General features: G+C 41.2%; 16 protein-coding genes. 1 reads left to right on the top strand and 15 read right to left on the bottom strand.

What is annotated here, in order from left to right; translation table 11 throughout:
• Positions 1 to 104: 104 nt before the first annotated feature.
• From IQ19_RS07685 to IQ19_RS07615, 15 genes are all read right to left on the bottom strand, one after another.
• Positions 105 to 1,289, bottom strand: a complete 1,185-nt coding sequence (locus IQ19_RS07685; protein ID WP_144541979.1) for a pyridoxal phosphate-dependent aminotransferase — start codon at positions 1,287 to 1,289, stop codon at positions 105 to 107.
• A 60-nt stretch (positions 1,290 to 1,349) separates the two neighbouring features.
• On the bottom strand, positions 1,350 to 1,823 hold the full coding sequence (locus IQ19_RS07680; RefSeq protein WP_144541619.1) for a cell wall elongation regulator TseB-like domain-containing protein: 474 nt from the start codon (positions 1,821 to 1,823) through the stop codon (positions 1,350 to 1,352).
• 15 nt (positions 1,824 to 1,838) lie between these two features.
• Positions 1,839 to 2,009 (bottom strand): YpmA family protein, encoded by a 171-nt coding sequence (locus tag IQ19_RS07675; RefSeq protein WP_144541617.1) that lies wholly within the window; start codon positions 2,007 to 2,009, stop codon positions 1,839 to 1,841.
• A gap of 261 nt (positions 2,010 to 2,270) precedes the next feature.
• Complete coding sequence (locus IQ19_RS07670; protein ID WP_144541615.1) at positions 2,271 to 3,122, bottom strand: ComEC/Rec2 family competence protein; 852 nt, start codon at positions 3,120 to 3,122, stop codon at positions 2,271 to 2,273.
• 300 nt (positions 3,123 to 3,422) lie between these two features.
• Positions 3,423 to 6,227, bottom strand: coding sequence for an ATP-dependent DNA helicase DinG (gene dinG / locus IQ19_RS07665; protein ID WP_144541613.1), 2,805 nt, complete (start codon positions 6,225 to 6,227; stop codon positions 3,423 to 3,425).
• Positions 6,228 to 6,408: 181 nt separating this feature from the next.
• Positions 6,409 to 6,792: an aspartate 1-decarboxylase gene (gene panD, locus IQ19_RS07660; protein WP_144541611.1), complete on the bottom strand. Its 384-nt coding sequence runs from the start codon at positions 6,790 to 6,792 to the stop codon at positions 6,409 to 6,411.
• 12 nt (positions 6,793 to 6,804) lie between these two features.
• On the bottom strand, positions 6,805 to 7,662 hold the full coding sequence (gene panC / locus IQ19_RS07655; RefSeq protein WP_144541609.1) for a pantoate--beta-alanine ligase: 858 nt from the start codon (positions 7,660 to 7,662) through the stop codon (positions 6,805 to 6,807).
• Positions 7,659 to 8,495 carry a 3-methyl-2-oxobutanoate hydroxymethyltransferase gene (gene panB / locus IQ19_RS07650; RefSeq protein WP_144541607.1) on the bottom strand — a complete coding sequence of 279 codons (837 nt, stop codon included), beginning with the start codon at positions 8,493 to 8,495 and terminating at the stop codon, positions 7,659 to 7,661. The genes panC and panB overlap by 4 nt, the downstream gene beginning before the upstream one ends.
• Positions 8,496 to 8,957: 462 nt before the next feature.
• Positions 8,958 to 9,941, bottom strand: a complete 984-nt coding sequence (locus IQ19_RS07645; protein ID WP_144541605.1) for a biotin--[acetyl-CoA-carboxylase] ligase — start codon at positions 9,939 to 9,941, stop codon at positions 8,958 to 8,960.
• Positions 9,914 to 11,125, bottom strand: a complete 1,212-nt coding sequence (locus IQ19_RS07640; RefSeq protein ID WP_144541603.1) for a CCA tRNA nucleotidyltransferase — start codon at positions 11,123 to 11,125, stop codon at positions 9,914 to 9,916. The genes IQ19_RS07645 and IQ19_RS07640 overlap by 28 nt, the downstream gene beginning before the upstream one ends.
• Positions 11,122 to 12,267 carry an N-acetyl-alpha-D-glucosaminyl L-malate synthase BshA gene (bshA, locus tag IQ19_RS07635; protein WP_144541601.1) on the bottom strand — a complete coding sequence of 382 codons (1,146 nt, stop codon included), beginning with the start codon at positions 12,265 to 12,267 and terminating at the stop codon, positions 11,122 to 11,124. Before bshA ends, IQ19_RS07640 begins: the two co-directional genes overlap by 4 nt.
• Positions 12,264 to 12,980 (bottom strand): bacillithiol biosynthesis deacetylase BshB1, encoded by a 717-nt coding sequence (bshB1, locus tag IQ19_RS07630; protein ID WP_144541599.1) that lies wholly within the window; start codon positions 12,978 to 12,980, stop codon positions 12,264 to 12,266. The genes bshA and bshB1 overlap by 4 nt, the downstream gene beginning before the upstream one ends.
• Positions 12,967 to 13,392 (bottom strand): methylglyoxal synthase, encoded by a 426-nt coding sequence (gene mgsA / locus IQ19_RS07625; RefSeq protein ID WP_144541597.1) that lies wholly within the window; start codon positions 13,390 to 13,392, stop codon positions 12,967 to 12,969. The genes bshB1 and mgsA overlap by 14 nt, the downstream gene beginning before the upstream one ends.
• Before the next feature lie 14 nt (positions 13,393 to 13,406).
• Positions 13,407 to 14,210, bottom strand: a complete 804-nt coding sequence (gene dapB / locus IQ19_RS07620; protein ID WP_144541595.1) for a 4-hydroxy-tetrahydrodipicolinate reductase — start codon at positions 14,208 to 14,210, stop codon at positions 13,407 to 13,409.
• Positions 14,211 to 14,224: 14 nt separating this feature from the next.
• A complete protein-coding gene (locus tag IQ19_RS07615) occupies positions 14,225 to 14,557 on the bottom strand; it encodes a nucleotide pyrophosphohydrolase (protein WP_144541593.1) in 333 nt (110 codons plus the stop codon).
• Between the two features lie 464 nt (positions 14,558 to 15,021).
• Between IQ19_RS07615 and IQ19_RS07610 the strand changes: the two genes are divergently transcribed.
• Entirely contained in the window at positions 15,022 to 15,894 is an 873-nt protein-coding gene (locus IQ19_RS07610) for a YitT family protein (protein ID WP_144541591.1), read from the top strand.
• The last annotated feature ends 35 nt before the right edge of the window (positions 15,895 to 15,929 follow it).

Genomic DNA, 15,929 nt, shown 5'->3' with positions numbered 1-15,929 from the left:
CCCTCTGACAAGCAATAATAGAGAAATTTACGGCCTGAATAACGATATTTTTCTTTAGATAACACTGAAGAAGGCCGGATATCATCCGGCACTCCAGCAAACAATTACTTCATATTCTTTTCAACAAAGCTATGCATACGTTCAACTGCTTTTTCAAGCAAATCAAGAGACGTTGCATAGGATAATCGGATATTTTCAGGAGACCCAAAGCCAGAGCCCGGAATTACAGCAACCATCGCTTCTTCCAAAAGAGCTTTTGCAAAGTCATCAACATTTTCAAAGCCTGTCTGTTCGGCAGCCTTTTGTACATTTGGAAATAAATAAAATGCTCCTTGAGGTTTAACACAAGTAAAGCCTGGAATTTTAATTAATTTATCATAAATGATGTTTAAGCGATGCTCAAAAGCTTCCCGCATTTCTGCAAGCATATCCTGGGGGCCAGCATATGCCGCAATGGATCCGTATTGTGCTGTTGTTGTCGGGTTGGATGTGCTATGGCTGGCAAGATTGGTCATCGCTTTAATGATTTCCTTATTTCCTGCAGCGTAGCCAATTCTCCAACCTGTCATGGAATGCGACTTGGATACTCCATTAATAATAATGGTTTGCTCTTTAAGTTCTGGTGAAAGCTCTGCAATGGAAGTATGCTTATGGCCGCCATATACCAATTTCTCATATATTTCATCTGATATTATTAAAACATTATGATTTAGGCAAACGTCTCCCAATGCCTTTAATTCATCTGCAGAATAAAGCATTCCTGTCGGATTGCTTGGCGAATTGATAATCACTGCTTTTGTTCTATCAGTGATGCTTTCAGACAACTGTTCCGGCGTAATCTTATATTCATTTTCCTCTTTTCCCACTGCATAAACCGGCACTCCGCCAGCAAGTTTAACTTGCTCAGGGTAACTAACCCAGTATGGAATCGGGATGATTACTTCATCCCCTTCGTTAAGCAATACCTGGAAAAGGGTATATAAGCCATGTTTTGCCCCGCTTGTAACGATAATTTCCGAAGGGTCATAATCAAGGCCCTGGTCCTTTTTAAACTTGGCTGCAATTTCTTTCTTTAAAGCTGGAAGCCCTGCAGAAGGGGTATATTTTGTATGTCCTTCATTCATGGATTGGACTGCAGCATCAATGATATGCTGAGGGGTATTAAAATCTGGTTCCCCGGCTCCCAATCCAATGACATCATGTCCCTGGGATTTTAATTCCTTTGCTTTCGCAGTAATTGCTAAGGTTGTTGATGGTGTTAATGCTATAACTCGCTGTGCCAGTTGAATCTCCATTGTGATTCCTCCCGTTTTTTCCTGCCGCCGATCAAGACTTTAATTAGGTTCGGCTTACAGGTTTTCGATTTTTTTCAGCCATTCTCCTGTTTTAAAATCTATATAGTAATAATTTATTAAATCACCTTTGGAACGATAATGAATTTCCCATAAGGGAATATTTTTCTCCATACCGAGGCGCACGGACATAATTTCAGCAGGATTCTTTTCCTGTTTAAGCCTGTTAATGGCTTCCTTGCTGGATATTCCATCAGATTGTCTTCGCGTAACTATTTTTCCGTTTTTCTCGGGAACCCACACAAATATGTTAGTTCCTTCTGCATCCTTGCCTTCGATTACATAGTAGGTTTCAGTGCCATGGTATAAATGGAAATCTTCAATCTCAGTAAGATCTGTTTCCTTTTTTGCAAGCTCCACGGCTTTTGATTCGGCCGCATTTACGGGCTTCATGCTGTTGAAGTAAATCCAAGTGCCTGCACCAATGCAAATAACAAGCAGAACTAGTATGGCTATTAAAGCTTTTTTCATTTTTTAATCACTCTTTTATGTACGATAAATGGTAAAAATCGCTTTATTTTGGTCATCCTGATCAAGCGCCAAGCCGAACATCAGGTCTTTTTCCTTCAAGGTTCGGTTTAGTGCATCAACAATTTTATACAGATCCGGGCTTTGCTGGATTTTAACTGTAGATAAAACCTCAATTTTACTTTCCATTCTGGAATTCCTCCTCAGCCTCTACAATATTTGTAACTTATATACCTTACCCTTTAGGTTAAAATATACTTACAAAGAAATACACTCTATAACAGTATACCAGCAGAATATGTTTCCTTGTATCAAACAAATACAAATTTTCTTCTAGTCCACCACATAATGCTGCGCCCTGAGCGCAGCCTTTTTCATTACAGAATAAATGCCTTACAAAGAATCTCCAGGAAGAGAATTTCCTGGAGGTTCCCTATAAAGCTAACTGTACTATTTATATTCCCCTTCCTGGAAAATCGTAATGACTTCATAGTTAATATCTGTAAATTTGATCGTGACAGTTCCATGCTTCCTTGTATAATATACATCAACCCATGCATCATTTAACAGTCCGAATAAATCAGAAGCCGGTTTTATTGATGACTTATGGAATAAGATGGCAATCTGCGGATCCATATGTTTAACCATTTGTTCTGAAATGGATCCTTCCTTTCCAAAGTCAGGAAGTTTTACGATATTGACATTGGATAAATCCTTCTTCATAAATACTTCTTTTGCTTTGTCACTAGTTGAATTCATGAATAGAATCCGATGTCTTGCGAAAGTAAAGGAAACATCCATTCCGTCCCCAGTTTCATTCCCTTCATAAAGAACTTCAGTATGAAGTCCGGGAAGAAGCTGCTGTTCAGTATCATGGCTCCAGGCATGAATATTAATATCGCCTAAATCAGCTTTTCCGTCTTTTAATTGAGAAGCAATGGGTTCCCCTGCTATGACCTGCTTTACATCATATTCTTTTATTAGCCAGGCGAGGCTTGACTCATTGTATAGTTCCTCATCTGTCAGAAGAATTGTCGATATCTGATTTGTCCTATAAAGCTGCAGAAGCTTTTTTAATTCAGGTTCAGTCCCGGGGCCGCCAGTGTTGATCAGGATATTTTGATCATTGCCATGGTGGATCAAGGATGCTTCTCCATCGGATAAAGAAAAAAAAGTAATAGCAAGCTCATCGCTTTTAAGTTTTAGATCAATGCTTTCCACTTTAACCGGAACAGCAGGTGAGTCCTTCGGTATGTAGTACCAATTAGTAAACATCAGCAAAAAGGCGAACAACACTTTCATCTATTCATTCCTCCTACCCTATGAACAAAAACGGAAGCGGGCATATGCATAAGCGTGAACCTTTCTACAAAGTCAGTTCCACCTTACATAAATTAACTTCCCAACAAATATAGAATGTGTTATTCATGCGAATTTATCCTGCTTCAAAGGTCTTTGCCAATGTTCATAAAATAGGTTGCAAATTATTCGATTTTGTGATGGGATTCTTAATTGATAGGCATCCCCCATAGGGCTAAGATTATCTTTAGCAACGCCTTCCAGCGGCTTTCACATAAAAAGTTCAGCCGCCTCAACATATATTTATAGCCAAGTATAAATTAATTCGACAATTTCATCAATATTGCTTTTTTGAACGGGTATAGGCGGGATGGAATCCAGGAATGCCTTTCCGTATTTTGTGGTGACGATTCTGCGATCAAAAACAACGATAAATCCTCTATCCGAGCTTGTTCTGATTAGCCTTCCAACACCTTGTTTAAACCGGATTACAGCTTCAGGCAATGAGTAGGAGGAAAATGGGTTCCCTCCCTCACTTTTGATTTGTTCATTTTTTGCCTGGGCCATTGGTTCATCCGGCGGCGAAAAAGGCAGTCTGACAATAACAAGGCATGAAAGATCCTCACCAGGGATGTCCACTCCTTCCCAAAAGCTGCTTGTTCCCAAAAGAATGGCTTTATCAAAACGCTGAAAATTCCTTGTAAGTCTTGATCGGCTGCCGCTCGTAATGCCCTGGGCAATCACAGCATAATCCTCCAGAAAACCTGATTCCTTTATAAGTTCATAAGTTTTCCTAAGCATCTCATGAGAAGTAAACAGAATTAGCATCCTGCCTTTTGTTGCTTCAGCAATCGAGATAATGTGCTCCGATATGGATGCGACATATTCCTCCAGCGGTACAGCATTCACTTCCGGCAAATCGCCAGGTATCAGCAGTTTGACCTGCTCCTGATAATTAAATGGCGATGGAATTTGTTCCAGGGTGCACTCCTGCTCTTCAAGTCCAAGTTCATTAAGAATAAAATGAAAGGAATCTTTTACAGACAAAGTAGCCGATGTAATGACGGCACTTTCCTTTTCACTAAAAAATTGTTCCTTAAGGTAATTTGAAACAGTTACAGGCTGAGCGTAAACCGTTGTGGCATTTTGGGCTGAACGCGTATCCATTTCAATCCAAACAACAAATTGGGATAAAGGCATTTGAAAAATATGTTTTACGTTTTCATTCAAATCTTTCAAATCCTCAAATATGGAGGCTACCTCCTCCATAAGTGCCTTTTCCTCCAGTGTTAAGGAACCCTTTATCTGAGCAACAAACATAACCCGCTTTTCTATAGCTTCCATTAGGTCTCTTAGGAGAAAACCAAATCGCTCTGCACAAGCAATAACAGCTTTTGACTCCTTGTCACTGCTTCCGTTTATAAATCGGACAGTTAAACGGGGACTGCTCTTCTTTGCTTTTGAATATTTTTTCGCATAAATTCCAATAACTTTAAATAATTCATCCATTTCATGAAGGAGATCCACTATGAGCTGATTAATTTCAAAGGAATGAATCATATCCTCCGGGTTCCCTGCTTTTTCTTCAACCAGTTTTTCAAGCTTATAAAAGAGCTGCTTTTGCTCAAACAATCCTATTTGCCCAAGCAGCAAACGTACTGTTAAATAATCAAGCTTATGGCCAAAATGTTTGCCGGATGCTTTCACGAAATGATGGCCCTCATCTATAATCACATGGCTGAATTTAGGCAAAATGGCGCTTTTAGCTACCAGATCGGTTAGAAGCAATGAATGGTTGGTAATGATAATATCCGCACTTTGTGCTTCCTTCCTTGCTCTCAAATAGAAGTCCCTGGATATCCACGATTTATCCTGCAAAAAAGCTGTTTCATCATTCTTGATTTTGCTCCAGAAAATCATGCCGCCACTCGAAAGGTTCAATTCGTCAATATCCCCTGTGTCCGTCTCCATCAGCCAGACTAGAATCTGCATTTTACTTAGAATCGTATCATAATTATCTTCTTCTTCATCCCTTAAGGTCTGAACAAATTTGGCAAGGCTGATATAATGGCTTCTTCCCTTCAGCAAAACAGCTTTGACTGGGAATGGCAGCATTTTATGGAGCAGCGGGATGTCCTTTGTTAACAACTGTTCCTGCAGCTGCGTTGTATATGTACTAATAATGACTGTTTTGCCGTTTTCCTTACCGTAAACTGCTGATGGAACCAGGTATGCCAACGATTTCCCAACGCCTGTACCTGCTTCTATTAATGCATGTTTTTTATCATTGAACGCTCCATAGACGGAATCCATCATCTTAAACTGGCCTTGTCTTATTTCATAGGAGGGAAAAGCTTTCATGAACATTTCCTGCTTTTCCTCAATGCCAAAGGGATATCCGGTACCTGTAAGACTATCAGGGTATTGGAGCATCGACCCTTTTTTCAATGCGATTCCTCTATGTATTTCAATAAAGTCAGGCAAATTTTCAATTTTGCTTTCTTTAATTAAAATGAGTTCGTCAAGCAGAATATCAAGGTCACTTTTTAATCCCCCCGAAAGCTTATGCAGCTGTTCGAGTGTTTTTAGCGGAAGGTATTCAAGCTTCTTTAACAGAATCAACAGGAGCTCTGCAGTTACATAAGCATCGCTATCTGCCTGGTGGGGTCGTTCATGGTTCAGCCCTTCACGGTGTGCAAGATCTGATAACTTGAAGCTATCCGCAGTTGGAAAAAGCATCCGTGACATTTCTACTGTGTCAAGAACCGGACCGTAAAACCCGTTATAGCCTGCCTCCAACAATTCTTCCTGCAAGAACGACAAATCAAATAGCACGTTGTGTGCAACAAAAAATGCGCCTTCCAGTATAGTCAGCACTTTTGGGGCAATTTCAGAGAACAGGGGTGCATCCTCCACCATGTGATCCGACAGTCCTGTCAATTCTTCAATAAAAGGGGGAATTGGCTGCTCAGGGTTCACATATGATGAATATTCCTCCGTAATTTTTCCGTTTTCGATCACCACAGCAGCAAATTGTATAATTTTATCGCCCTTTTTAGGGGCGTTTCCGGTTGTTTCCAAGTCAACTACAACATATTTATTACCCATGGCATACACCTCTACATTCAGTCATTCAAACGGTATCACAAAAACGGAAAAAGAAAAAGACAAATAGCTTTCTGCTCATTACTTTTCTTCCACCCGAACCTCACCCTTATTCATTCATGCCCTTTGCAACTTAAATAAAAAGCACTGATCCGGCATCCGGGTCAGCACTTTTTAAAATTTTTTATAGAACTGTACTTTCTGGCTCGGCATGGATCATATCCGAAATTCGATTGTTTCGGTCCATAATGGCCACTTTAGGTTCATGGTAAGGTACCTTATCATCAGGAACAAGTGCATAAGAGATTATAATTACAATATCCCCTTCTTGAACAAGACGGGCTGCAGCACCATTCACACAGATAACGCCGCTACCTCTTTCTCCAGGGATGATATACGTTTCAAAGCGTGCACCGTTATTATTATTGACGATCTGGACCTTTTCGTTGGGTGCCATTCCTACTGCCTCAATAATATCTGTATCAATGGTGATGCTACCTACATAATTTAAATTTGCTTCCGTTACAGTTGCACGATGGATTTTTCCATTCATCATGGTGCGAAACATGCTGGTTCCCCCTTAACTCTCTTTATTTATCGTAATAATAGCGTTATCAATCAGCCTTGCTTTGGTGAATTTAACAGCGATAGCAATAATGATCGTTCCTTCCAGACGGTCTAGTCCCTTAAGGTCCGGATAGGAAAGAATCTCGACATAATCAATATGGCCAGTAGTATTTTTCTCAATATGTTCCCTGATCTGAACAATGATCTCCCGGGGATCCTTTTCTCCTTCTACAATCATGGATTCAGCGATTTTTAGGCTTTGGTTTAGTGCGGAGGCCTCCACCCGTTCTGCAGGAAGAAGATTAATGTTTCTGGAGCTCTTGGCCAAACCATCAGCTTCTCTAACTGTTTCTATTGCCACTATTTCCACATAGAAGTTAAAATCCTTTACAAGGCCATCGACTACAGCTACCTGCTGGGCATCCTTCATTCCAAAATAAACCTTATCAGGCTGAACGATATTAAAAAGCTTTGTAAGAACCGTTGCGACACCATCAAAATGTCCCGGGCGGGATTTGCCGCATAATACGTCGGTCCGATCCTGCACTCTTGCGGTCACAGAGAGAGTGCCAGGATACATTTCTTCTGCGGAAGGATAAAAAATAAAGTCATTCCCTTCTTGCTCGGCCAATTTGCTGTCTCGGTCAAAGTCTCTTGGATATGTCGCGAGATCCTCTTTAGGTCCGAATTGCAGCGGGTTCACAAAAATGCTTAGTACTGTCACATCATTTTCTTTTCTAGCAGCTTTTAATAAAGAAAGATGGCCTTCATGCAAATACCCCATTGTGGGAACGAATCCAATTGACTTTCCTTCCCGCTTAAGCCGCAATGCTATCATTTGCATTTCTCTTACTGTTGTAATCGTTCTCATACTTTTCCTCCATACAAGCTAAGCAGTTCTTCTTCTTTCATAGTGAAAGAATGGCGATCCTCAGGGAAAGATCCGTTCTTTACCTCAGCAGAATAAGCGGATAAACTATCCTGGATAACAGGATTTAAGTTCTGATATTGTTTTACAAATTTAGGAACGCGATCAACTCCGTATCCCAAGACATCATGATAAACAAGAACCTGGCCATCTGTATCCTGGCCGGCGCCTATCCCAATAGTTGGTATTGTTAACTCCTTAGTAATCTGTTTTGCCAGCTGTTTAGGAACACACTCCAAAACTACAGCGAAAGCACCCGCTTTTTCACATTCCTTTGCATCCTCCATTAACTTTCTGGCAGCTTCAGCATTTTTCCCCTGGACCTTGTATCCTCCTAAAACCCCTGCAGATTGTGGAGTTAAGCCCAAATGCCCAACTACAGGAATGCCCGCCTTTGTTAATGACCTAATTTGTTCAGCAACTCTATCTCCGCCTTCAAGCTTGACAGCATTTGCACCTGTTTCCTGAATGAGTCTTGCTCCATTTATAAGTGTATCTTTAATGGATAAATGATAGCTCATGAATGGCATATCTATAACAATAAATGTATCTTTTGCTCCCCTTTTGACAGCCTTGCCGTGATGGATCATGTCTTCCATTGTGACAGGAACCGTTGAATCATAGCCTAAAACGACCATACCAAGTGAATCTCCGACAAGAATCATATCTACCTCAGCATTTTCTGCCTGTTTGGCAGCCGGATAGTCATAAGCTGTGAGCATTACAATTTTTTCTTCACATTGTTTCATCTTTAGAAAATCAGTTGTTTGCTTCATCTTTCGTCCTCCTTTTTTAGGAAGAGGAGATAAATCTTTCCCAATGAGTTAGCAGCCACATGCTGCTCCAACCACAAAAAAATCCTTCTGAAGGCAGAAGGATCTTGTAATAGCTCATTATAGTCGTTCATCCCTCTGTCCCGGTCCATTTTTGGATCTAGGCAGATATCTATTCGTTTAGGTTAATACTTTAAAGGTGCAGTTCTTTAAAGGATACTGCCCATAAAAAAAGTATAGCAAAAAGAAGAAAGAATTGGCTATAAAAATTTTTATAGCTCTGTTAAACTTGCCTGTTGATTTCCGCTCCAGGCACTCGTTTTCCGCGGGCGGTCCGGGAGCCTCCTCGGCGCTCTACGCCTGCGGGGTCTCCCTTTGACTCGCTTCTCCCGCTGGAGTCTCGCGCCTTCCGCTCCAATCAACAGGGTGCTAATATCAACAATGAGCTTTAACAAAGCCTTATAATTAGGAATCCAGCTCAATGTCTGCAGAGTATACGTGATGGACTTTTCCATTGCTATCTTCAATCATCAGTACGCCATCATCGGTTATTCCAAGGGCCTTTCCATAGATGGTGCCCGTAATTGTCCTGGCAGTGAGGCTCTTTCCGATGCTGACAGCGTAGCTCTCCCATAATAGCTTGATTGGATAGAAGCCTTTATCCAAGTAAAGTTTATAAAGGTTCTCCAATTTACCAAGAAGGATTTTTATCAGGTCAGCTCTTGAAAGCTTTTCCCCTTTTTCAATTGATAAAGAAGTAGCAATGTGTTTAAGCTCATCTGGATAATCATTCAATTGCTGGTTAACATTGATTCCTATACCAATTATGATTGAAATAATCCTATCCGCATCCGCCTGAAGCTCCGTCAGGATTCCTGTTACCTTTTTGCCGTTCATTAAAATATCATTAGGCCATTTAATTTGCGGAGTCAAACCAGTAAGCTCTTCAATCGCCTGCACGACAGCTACGGCAGTGATCAATGTAAGCTGGGGAGCTTTCGGAGGCGGAATATTTGGCCTTAGAATGACACTCATCCATACTCCTGTAGATTTTGGGGAATGCCATCTCCTATCCATTCTTCCCCTGCCTGAAAGCTGTTCTTCCGCAATAACCACCGTTCCCTCGGGTGAACCTTCATATGCCAGGCGATGGGCAATTTTCTGGGTGGAATCGACACTCTCTTCGTGATGAATATTGCGGCCGAGCGTTTCGGTTTTTAAACCCAGCCTGATTTCATCAGGGGTTACCTTTTCCGGCGTTTTTGTAATCCGATAGCCTTTTCTTCGCACAGCTTCCAGCTCAAAGCCTTCCTTTCTCAGTTCCTCGATATGCTTCCACACCGCAGTTCGTGAACAACCGATCAAATCTGCCAAATGCTGTCCTGATAAATATTCCTCTTTGCTGTTCGTAAAAGCATCAATCAATTTTTTCCTAAGTTCTGATTGCACTTCATTAGCCACTCCCTTATGGATTCATTGCTATTTCTTAACTCGCCCTTTAACACGGCATTTTCCGCTTTTTCAAGATCGGCCTTGATCCATGCACCAGGAGGCTTGCCAAACCAGTTCATCAAATCATTTCCTGTAAGCTGCAGCTCGCTTCGTTGCTTGATCGGCAAAGTATTATATAGTTCCATGAGATTGTCTGTATTTCTTTTTAAATCCGTATGCTGCAGTACATTGCGTATCTTTTCGGCGCTTAATAAAGATTCCCGCCCTGCCTGATAAAGAGAATAGGCATCCCACTCATTATCAGATCTATACCGGATCCATTTTAAAATTGATAATATCTTTCTTGTTTTCTTTACAGGTAATTTCCAGCTTTTAAAAAAGGACTCAGCGCCTGCTTGGTCTATATCAAAAAGGCAAGTAAGTAAGCCCCACATTTCTTCTCCTGTCAGTCCCTCTGCATGATAATTTGCTGAGCTGCAAAGCTGCTTCTGGAATGCTGACATTTGTGGAAGATACTTATATAACCCGGTTTCACCAATTATTTTAAGAGCCATCATGCGGTTCCATCCAGCCAAAAGCTTTTCGAATTCAGCCAGCTTGCGTTCCACTGCAATTTTTTCAAGCAAATGAGCAAGTGATGATAAAGCCTCATAGGTTGATTTCTCAATTTCAAACGAAAGCTGGCTATAAAAGCGGACTGCCCTCATCATTCTGAGGGCATCTTCCGTAAACCTTTCATCAGGATTTCCAACTGTTCTGATAACCCTTTCCTCAATAGCCTTCTTTCCCCCAAAAGGGTCTATAAACTTCCCATGCCTATCCATTGCAATGGCATTCATAGTGAAATCCCTTCTTTTTAGATCCTCTTCCAGAGACCTGATAAATTGGACCTCAGACGGCCTTCTGAAGTCCAGGTACTCAGCTTCAGTCCTAAAGGTGGTAACTTCATAAGGAATGCCATTAAACAGGACAACAACCGTCCCATGCTCGATTCCTACATCAAGAGTCTTTGAAAATATAGATTTCAATTCCTCAGGAGTAGCCGAGGTGGCAATATCGACATCGGCAATTTCTTTGCCCAGCAGAAAATCCCTGACCGCCCCCCCAACAAAATAGGCCTCATAACCGGCAGACTCAATTTTATTTAATACGGGAATTGCTTGGAGAAACGCTTCTTTCATAAAAGATCACCATTCTTTAGCAGCTCGTAATAGAACTCTTCATATTGGGAAACAATTCGTTCTGCACTAAAAACTTCTTTTGCAAGGGAAATGGATTGTGCAGAAAACTTGCGGTGAAGATTTGAATCCTTAAGGAGATTTATCGCTTTTTGTGAGACTTCATCAATATCTCCAAGCCCGCAAACATACCCGGTTTCTCCATCGTCTATTACTTCAGGAATGCCGCCAACATTTGTACCGATACATGGAACTCCGCAAGCCATTGCTTCCAAGGCAACAAGTCCAAAGCTTTCTTTTTCAGATAGCAATAGCATGAGATCGCTGATGCTATAAAGCTCTTCAAGATTATCCTGTTTGCCTAGAAACAAGACATTGCTTTTAAGCTTCAAATCATTAACAAGCTGGCATATGACAGTCATCTCCGGACCGTCTCCGACAAGAAGCAGCTTTGCAGGAATTTCTTTTGCTATTTTTGCAAAAGCTTTTATAACATCAGGCACTCTTTTTACGCTGCGGAAGTTCGATACATGAATGATAACTTTCTCTTCCGGCCTAATGCCGTACTCCTCTTTAAGATAATCTGAATCCGTTTTCTGGTAAACTCTTTCATCTATAAAGTTATAAACCGCTTTAATCGGTTTATCAGGTTTTATCAAGTCATAAGTTTGAGAAATTAAGGCATTGGATACAGCAGTAACCCCATCAGACTTTTCGATGCCGAAACGGATGGCATCAGTGAGGGACGGATCGTATCCAAGTACAGTAATATCCGTTCCATGGAGGGTAGTCACAATTTTAATATCCTTCCCGCTCATCTGCTTTGCTAATATGGCACAAACAGCGTGCGGAATCGCATAATGGACGTGAACTAAATCAAGATCCTCTCTTTTTATTACTTCCGCCATTTTGCTGGCAAGGGCAATATCATAAGGAGCATATTGAAAAACCGAGTATTGGTTTACATCCACCTGATGATAAAAAATATTATGGTACATTCTTTTTAACCGGAAAGGGAGGCTCGATGAAATAAAGTGAATCTCATGTCCCTTTTCAGCAAGCATTTTACCCAATTCAGTTGCCACAACACCTGATCCGCCCACTGTCGGATAACAGGTGATTCCTATCTTCAGTTTCTTGTTCATAATTCTTCACCAAATAAATCCATATTTACGAGCAGAGGCTTATTCACTATAAAGCCTTCTGCGTATTGAACCCCAGCCTGTTTTCCAAAAAGGTTTTCCCTAGACTGGACGGTTTCAATATAACCGTTGACCAAAGGTGTTTCGTATGACCCCGGGCTTTTAACAAATTGGCTTTTATAAGCCTCAAGGCTGGCTGTTTTTTTATCCATAAAAGATGAGATGTCAACCAAGAAGTCAGGAGAATGAAAGCCATTAATCATGTAAAAGTACAGGTTTTTCACCTTATGGGGAGGATAGGTGCCTTTTGTTTCAAATTTTTTGATTCCTGCTGAAAAGATAGCCTCCTCAACCAGGCGGGCACAATGCCCATGATCCGGATGCCTGTCCTCCATATAGGGAGCAAAAACGAGAGATGGCCGGTATTTACGGATCACTTCCGCGATTTTGGTTATGTATTCCTGATTATAATATAATCCCCTGTCAGGCAGATTAAGAGTCTCTCTAATGCCAACTCCCAATATATCCGCTGCTTTCCTGGCTTCTTCTTTGCGTATATCGACTGTTCCGTTTGAGGATAGCTCAGCTCTTGTCAGGTCGCATATCCCTATCCTTTTTCCGTATGATACATACTTGGCAATCATGCCGCCCATGCCGATTTCAACATCATCAGCATGTGCGCCAAATGCCAGTATATCCAGATCATCGTGGTTCATTCTTGTCACCTTTTTCTTCGCTCACAATTTTCCGCCAGGATATATCACCCCGTTCAAGGCCTTTAATTAATATTTCGGCAGTACCCATATTGGTAGCCAATGGAACAGCGTATACATCGCAAAGGCGAACCAGTGCGGAAACATCTGGCTCATGGGGCTGAACAGTAAGCGGATCTCTGAAGAAAAACACAACATCCATTTTATTATTGGCAATTAAGGCACCGATCTCTTGATCACCGCCAAGAGGGCCAGACTGGAAACGATGGATGTCCAACCCTGTTTCCTTCATAATCCGTAAACCGGTTGTTCCGGTTGCATAAAGGGTATGCTCTGCAAGTATGGACTTATAGGCGATAGCAAAACGCACAATATCATCCTTTTTCTTATCATGGGCAATTAGAGCAATATTCATGTTGGCACCCCTTTCTATTCCATAATATTTTCAAGACCGTATACGAGTGTATCTATTTTTACAACAGTATCCACTGCCAGCTTTACTCCAGACATAAAAGAAGCACGGTTATAGGAATCGTGGCGAATGGTTAATGTTTGCCCTTCAGATCCGAACATAACCTGCTGGTGGGCAATTAGCCCAGGCAAACGCACGGAGTGGATGTGCATTCCATCAAAGTTGGCACCTCTGGCACCAGAGATTGTTTCTTTTTCATTTGGATGGCCCTGCTGTTTTTGCTCTCTGACATCCGCAATCATTTCAGCTGTTTTAACAGCTGTACCGGAAGGAGAATCCAACTTTTGATCATGGTGCAGTTCTATAATCTCTACATCGTTAAAGTATCTGCCTGCCATTTGTGAGAATTTCATCATTAATACAGCGCCAAGAGCAAAGTTAGGGGCAATAATGCAGCCAAGTCCCTTGTCGTGGCAAAGCGCCTCAAGCTCTTGCAGGTTTTCTTTAGTAAAGCCTGTTGTTCCAACTACTGGCCTTACCCCATGCTCAAGTGCTGTTTTCGTATGGTGCATTCCCACTTCTGGAGTTGTCAGGTCAATCAAAACATTGGGTTCGATCTCTTGAAAGCAGACTGCTATATCTGAATATACAGGAATTTGGCCAAACTCTGAAAATCCATCAAAGTCCCCAAGATGGCCTCCTCCATTTTTATGATCAATTACCGCGGCCAATTCATAATTATCAGTTCTTTTAACAAGCTGAACAGCTTCCCTTCCCATTCTTCCGCGCGGTCCGGCTATTACAACTTTGACTTTATCCATTTGAATCTCCCCTTCTATTCTTCAATTCTTGTCCAACGGTCTTTATCGCGTGTATTAAATTTCTTCATAACCCGGTTGTGTGCTTCTTCCAAATCGATATTTAGCGAATTGGCAAAGCATATTAGGACAAAAAGCATATCTCCAAGCTCTTCTTCTATTGCCTTTTCTTCTTCAGTGGATTTTTTCGGTTTTTCACCGTAATGATGGTTCACTTCCCTAGATAGCTCACCAAGCTCTTCGGTCATTCTTGCCAGCAATGCCAACGGACTAAAGTATCCTTCTTTAAACTGGCTTATGTATGTATCTACCTCTTTTTGAAGCTCTTTCATCGTTTTTCTTGTTTGCATCTATTTCACCTCAGCTTTATCTTGCGCTTTTTAAACGAAGATTTCCACTTTTCATGTTAGCTAAAGCTTAGCCTCATTACAAATATTTTTAATTAAAAGCTCTATTATATTTACCTGTTGATTTCCGCTCAAGAAGCAGAGCGAACCGCGGGCGGTCGTGCAGCTCCTCGGCGCATGACGCGCCTGCGGTGTCTCCCCTTAACTCGCTTTTCCCGCAGGACTTAAATATGCATCCCGAAAAACACCGCAAGAAAGAAAATGCAAATGCATTTTCGAGGATCCAGGCATTCCTCTCTAATCAACATAGTGCCAAAATCAAAAATGTGATTAAACATAGCCAATTAAAAGTATTTCTTATTGCCTGTATTAACTCCCTGTCTCTTCGCCTTATTGCTCTTATAATCTGTATCTTATATAATTAGATACGCTTTGGATATGGGATATTTAGGTAGCGGAGGGATAATATGCTTTATGGATTAAAATTTAAAAATATCTTTTTTATTTTACTGGGAGCAGCCATTTTTTCATTTGGCCTCGTTCATTTTAATATGCAAAATAATTTGGCTGAAGGCGGGTTCACTGGGATTACCCTGCTGCTTTATTTTCTTTTCAAATGGGATCCTTCCTACACGAACTTGTTATTAAATATACCCCTCTTTTTTATCGGATGGAAGCTGCTCGGAAGAAATGTTTTTCTATACACTATTATAGGAACAGTCGGTGTCTCTGTGTTCTTGTGGATTTTCCAGCGGTACCAAATTGAAATGCCGTTAAATGAGGATTTGACTCTTGCTGCTCTATTCGCAGGTGTTTTTATCGGGATTGGCCTGGGCACTATTTTCAGGTATGGCGGAACGACAGGCGGAGTGGATATCATTGCTAGACTCACCCATAAATACGCAGGAGTAAGCATGGGCAAAACGATGTTCATTTTTGACTTCTTTGTTATTGCCCTTTCGCTAATAACGTATTTAAACTATCGCGAAGCCATGTACACCCTTGTTGCTGTTTTTGTCGGTGCCAAAGTTATTGATTTTATGCAAGAAGGCGCTTATGCAGCAAGAGGAGCCATGATTATATCAGAATTCAATGATGCAATTGCTGAGAAGATTATGAAAGAAATGGACAGGGGTGTCACCGTTTTAAAAGGCCACGGCTCTTTTACAAAAAAAGACCGGGAAGTTCTATATTGTGTTGTCGGGAGAAATGAAATTGTCCGGCTTAAAAACGTCATAACATCCGTTGATCCCCATGCGTTTGTATCTGTTACTGCTGTTCATGATGTTCTAGGGGAAGGCTTCACATTGGATGAAAACAAAAAGCCTGTTGAGCGTTAAAGATTAAAAACATAAGGTGTTCCGGGATAGGAGCA

Origin of the sequence: Cytobacillus oceanisediminis (assembly GCF_007830235.1) — a bacterium.
Lineage (GTDB): Bacteria > Bacillota > Bacilli > Bacillales > Cytobacillaceae > Cytobacillus > Cytobacillus oceanisediminis.
This window is presented reverse-complemented; position numbering and strand designations above follow the sequence as displayed.

Coding starts and splice junctions, on each gene's coding strand:
- IQ19_RS07680 (WP_144541619.1), bottom strand. CDS start 1,823: ATGAAAAAAGCTTTAATAGCCATACTAGTTCTGCTTGTTATTTGCATT.
- IQ19_RS07675 (WP_144541617.1), bottom strand. CDS start 2,009: ATGGAAAGTAAAATTGAGGTTTTATCTACAGTTAAAATCCAGCAAAGC.
- IQ19_RS07670 (WP_144541615.1), bottom strand. CDS start 3,122: ATGAAAGTGTTGTTCGCCTTTTTGCTGATGTTTACTAATTGGTACTAC.
- dinG (WP_144541613.1), bottom strand. CDS start 6,227: ATGGGTAATAAATATGTTGTAGTTGACTTGGAAACAACCGGAAACGCC.
- panD (WP_144541611.1), bottom strand. CDS start 6,792: ATGTTTCGCACCATGATGAATGGAAAAATCCATCGTGCAACTGTAACG.
- panC (WP_144541609.1), bottom strand. CDS start 7,662: ATGAGAACGATTACAACAGTAAGAGAAATGCAAATGATAGCATTGCGG.
- panB (WP_144541607.1), bottom strand. CDS start 8,495: ATGAAGCAAACAACTGATTTTCTAAAGATGAAACAATGTGAAGAAAAA.
- IQ19_RS07640 (WP_144541603.1), bottom strand. CDS start 11,125: ATGAAAGAAGCGTTTCTCCAAGCAATTCCCGTATTAAATAAAATTGAG.
- bshA (WP_144541601.1), bottom strand. CDS start 12,267: ATGAACAAGAAACTGAAGATAGGAATCACCTGTTATCCGACAGTGGGC.
- bshB1 (WP_144541599.1), bottom strand. CDS start 12,980: ATGAACCACGATGATCTGGATATACTGGCATTTGGCGCACATGCTGAT.
- mgsA (WP_144541597.1), bottom strand. CDS start 13,392: ATGAATATTGCTCTAATTGCCCATGATAAGAAAAAGGATGATATTGTG.
- dapB (WP_144541595.1), bottom strand. CDS start 14,210: ATGGATAAAGTCAAAGTTGTAATAGCCGGACCGCGCGGAAGAATGGGA.
- IQ19_RS07615 (WP_144541593.1), bottom strand. CDS start 14,557: ATGCAAACAAGAAAAACGATGAAAGAGCTTCAAAAAGAGGTAGATACA.
- IQ19_RS07610 (WP_144541591.1), top strand. CDS start 15,022: ATGCTTTATGGATTAAAATTTAAAAATATCTTTTTTATTTTACTGGGA.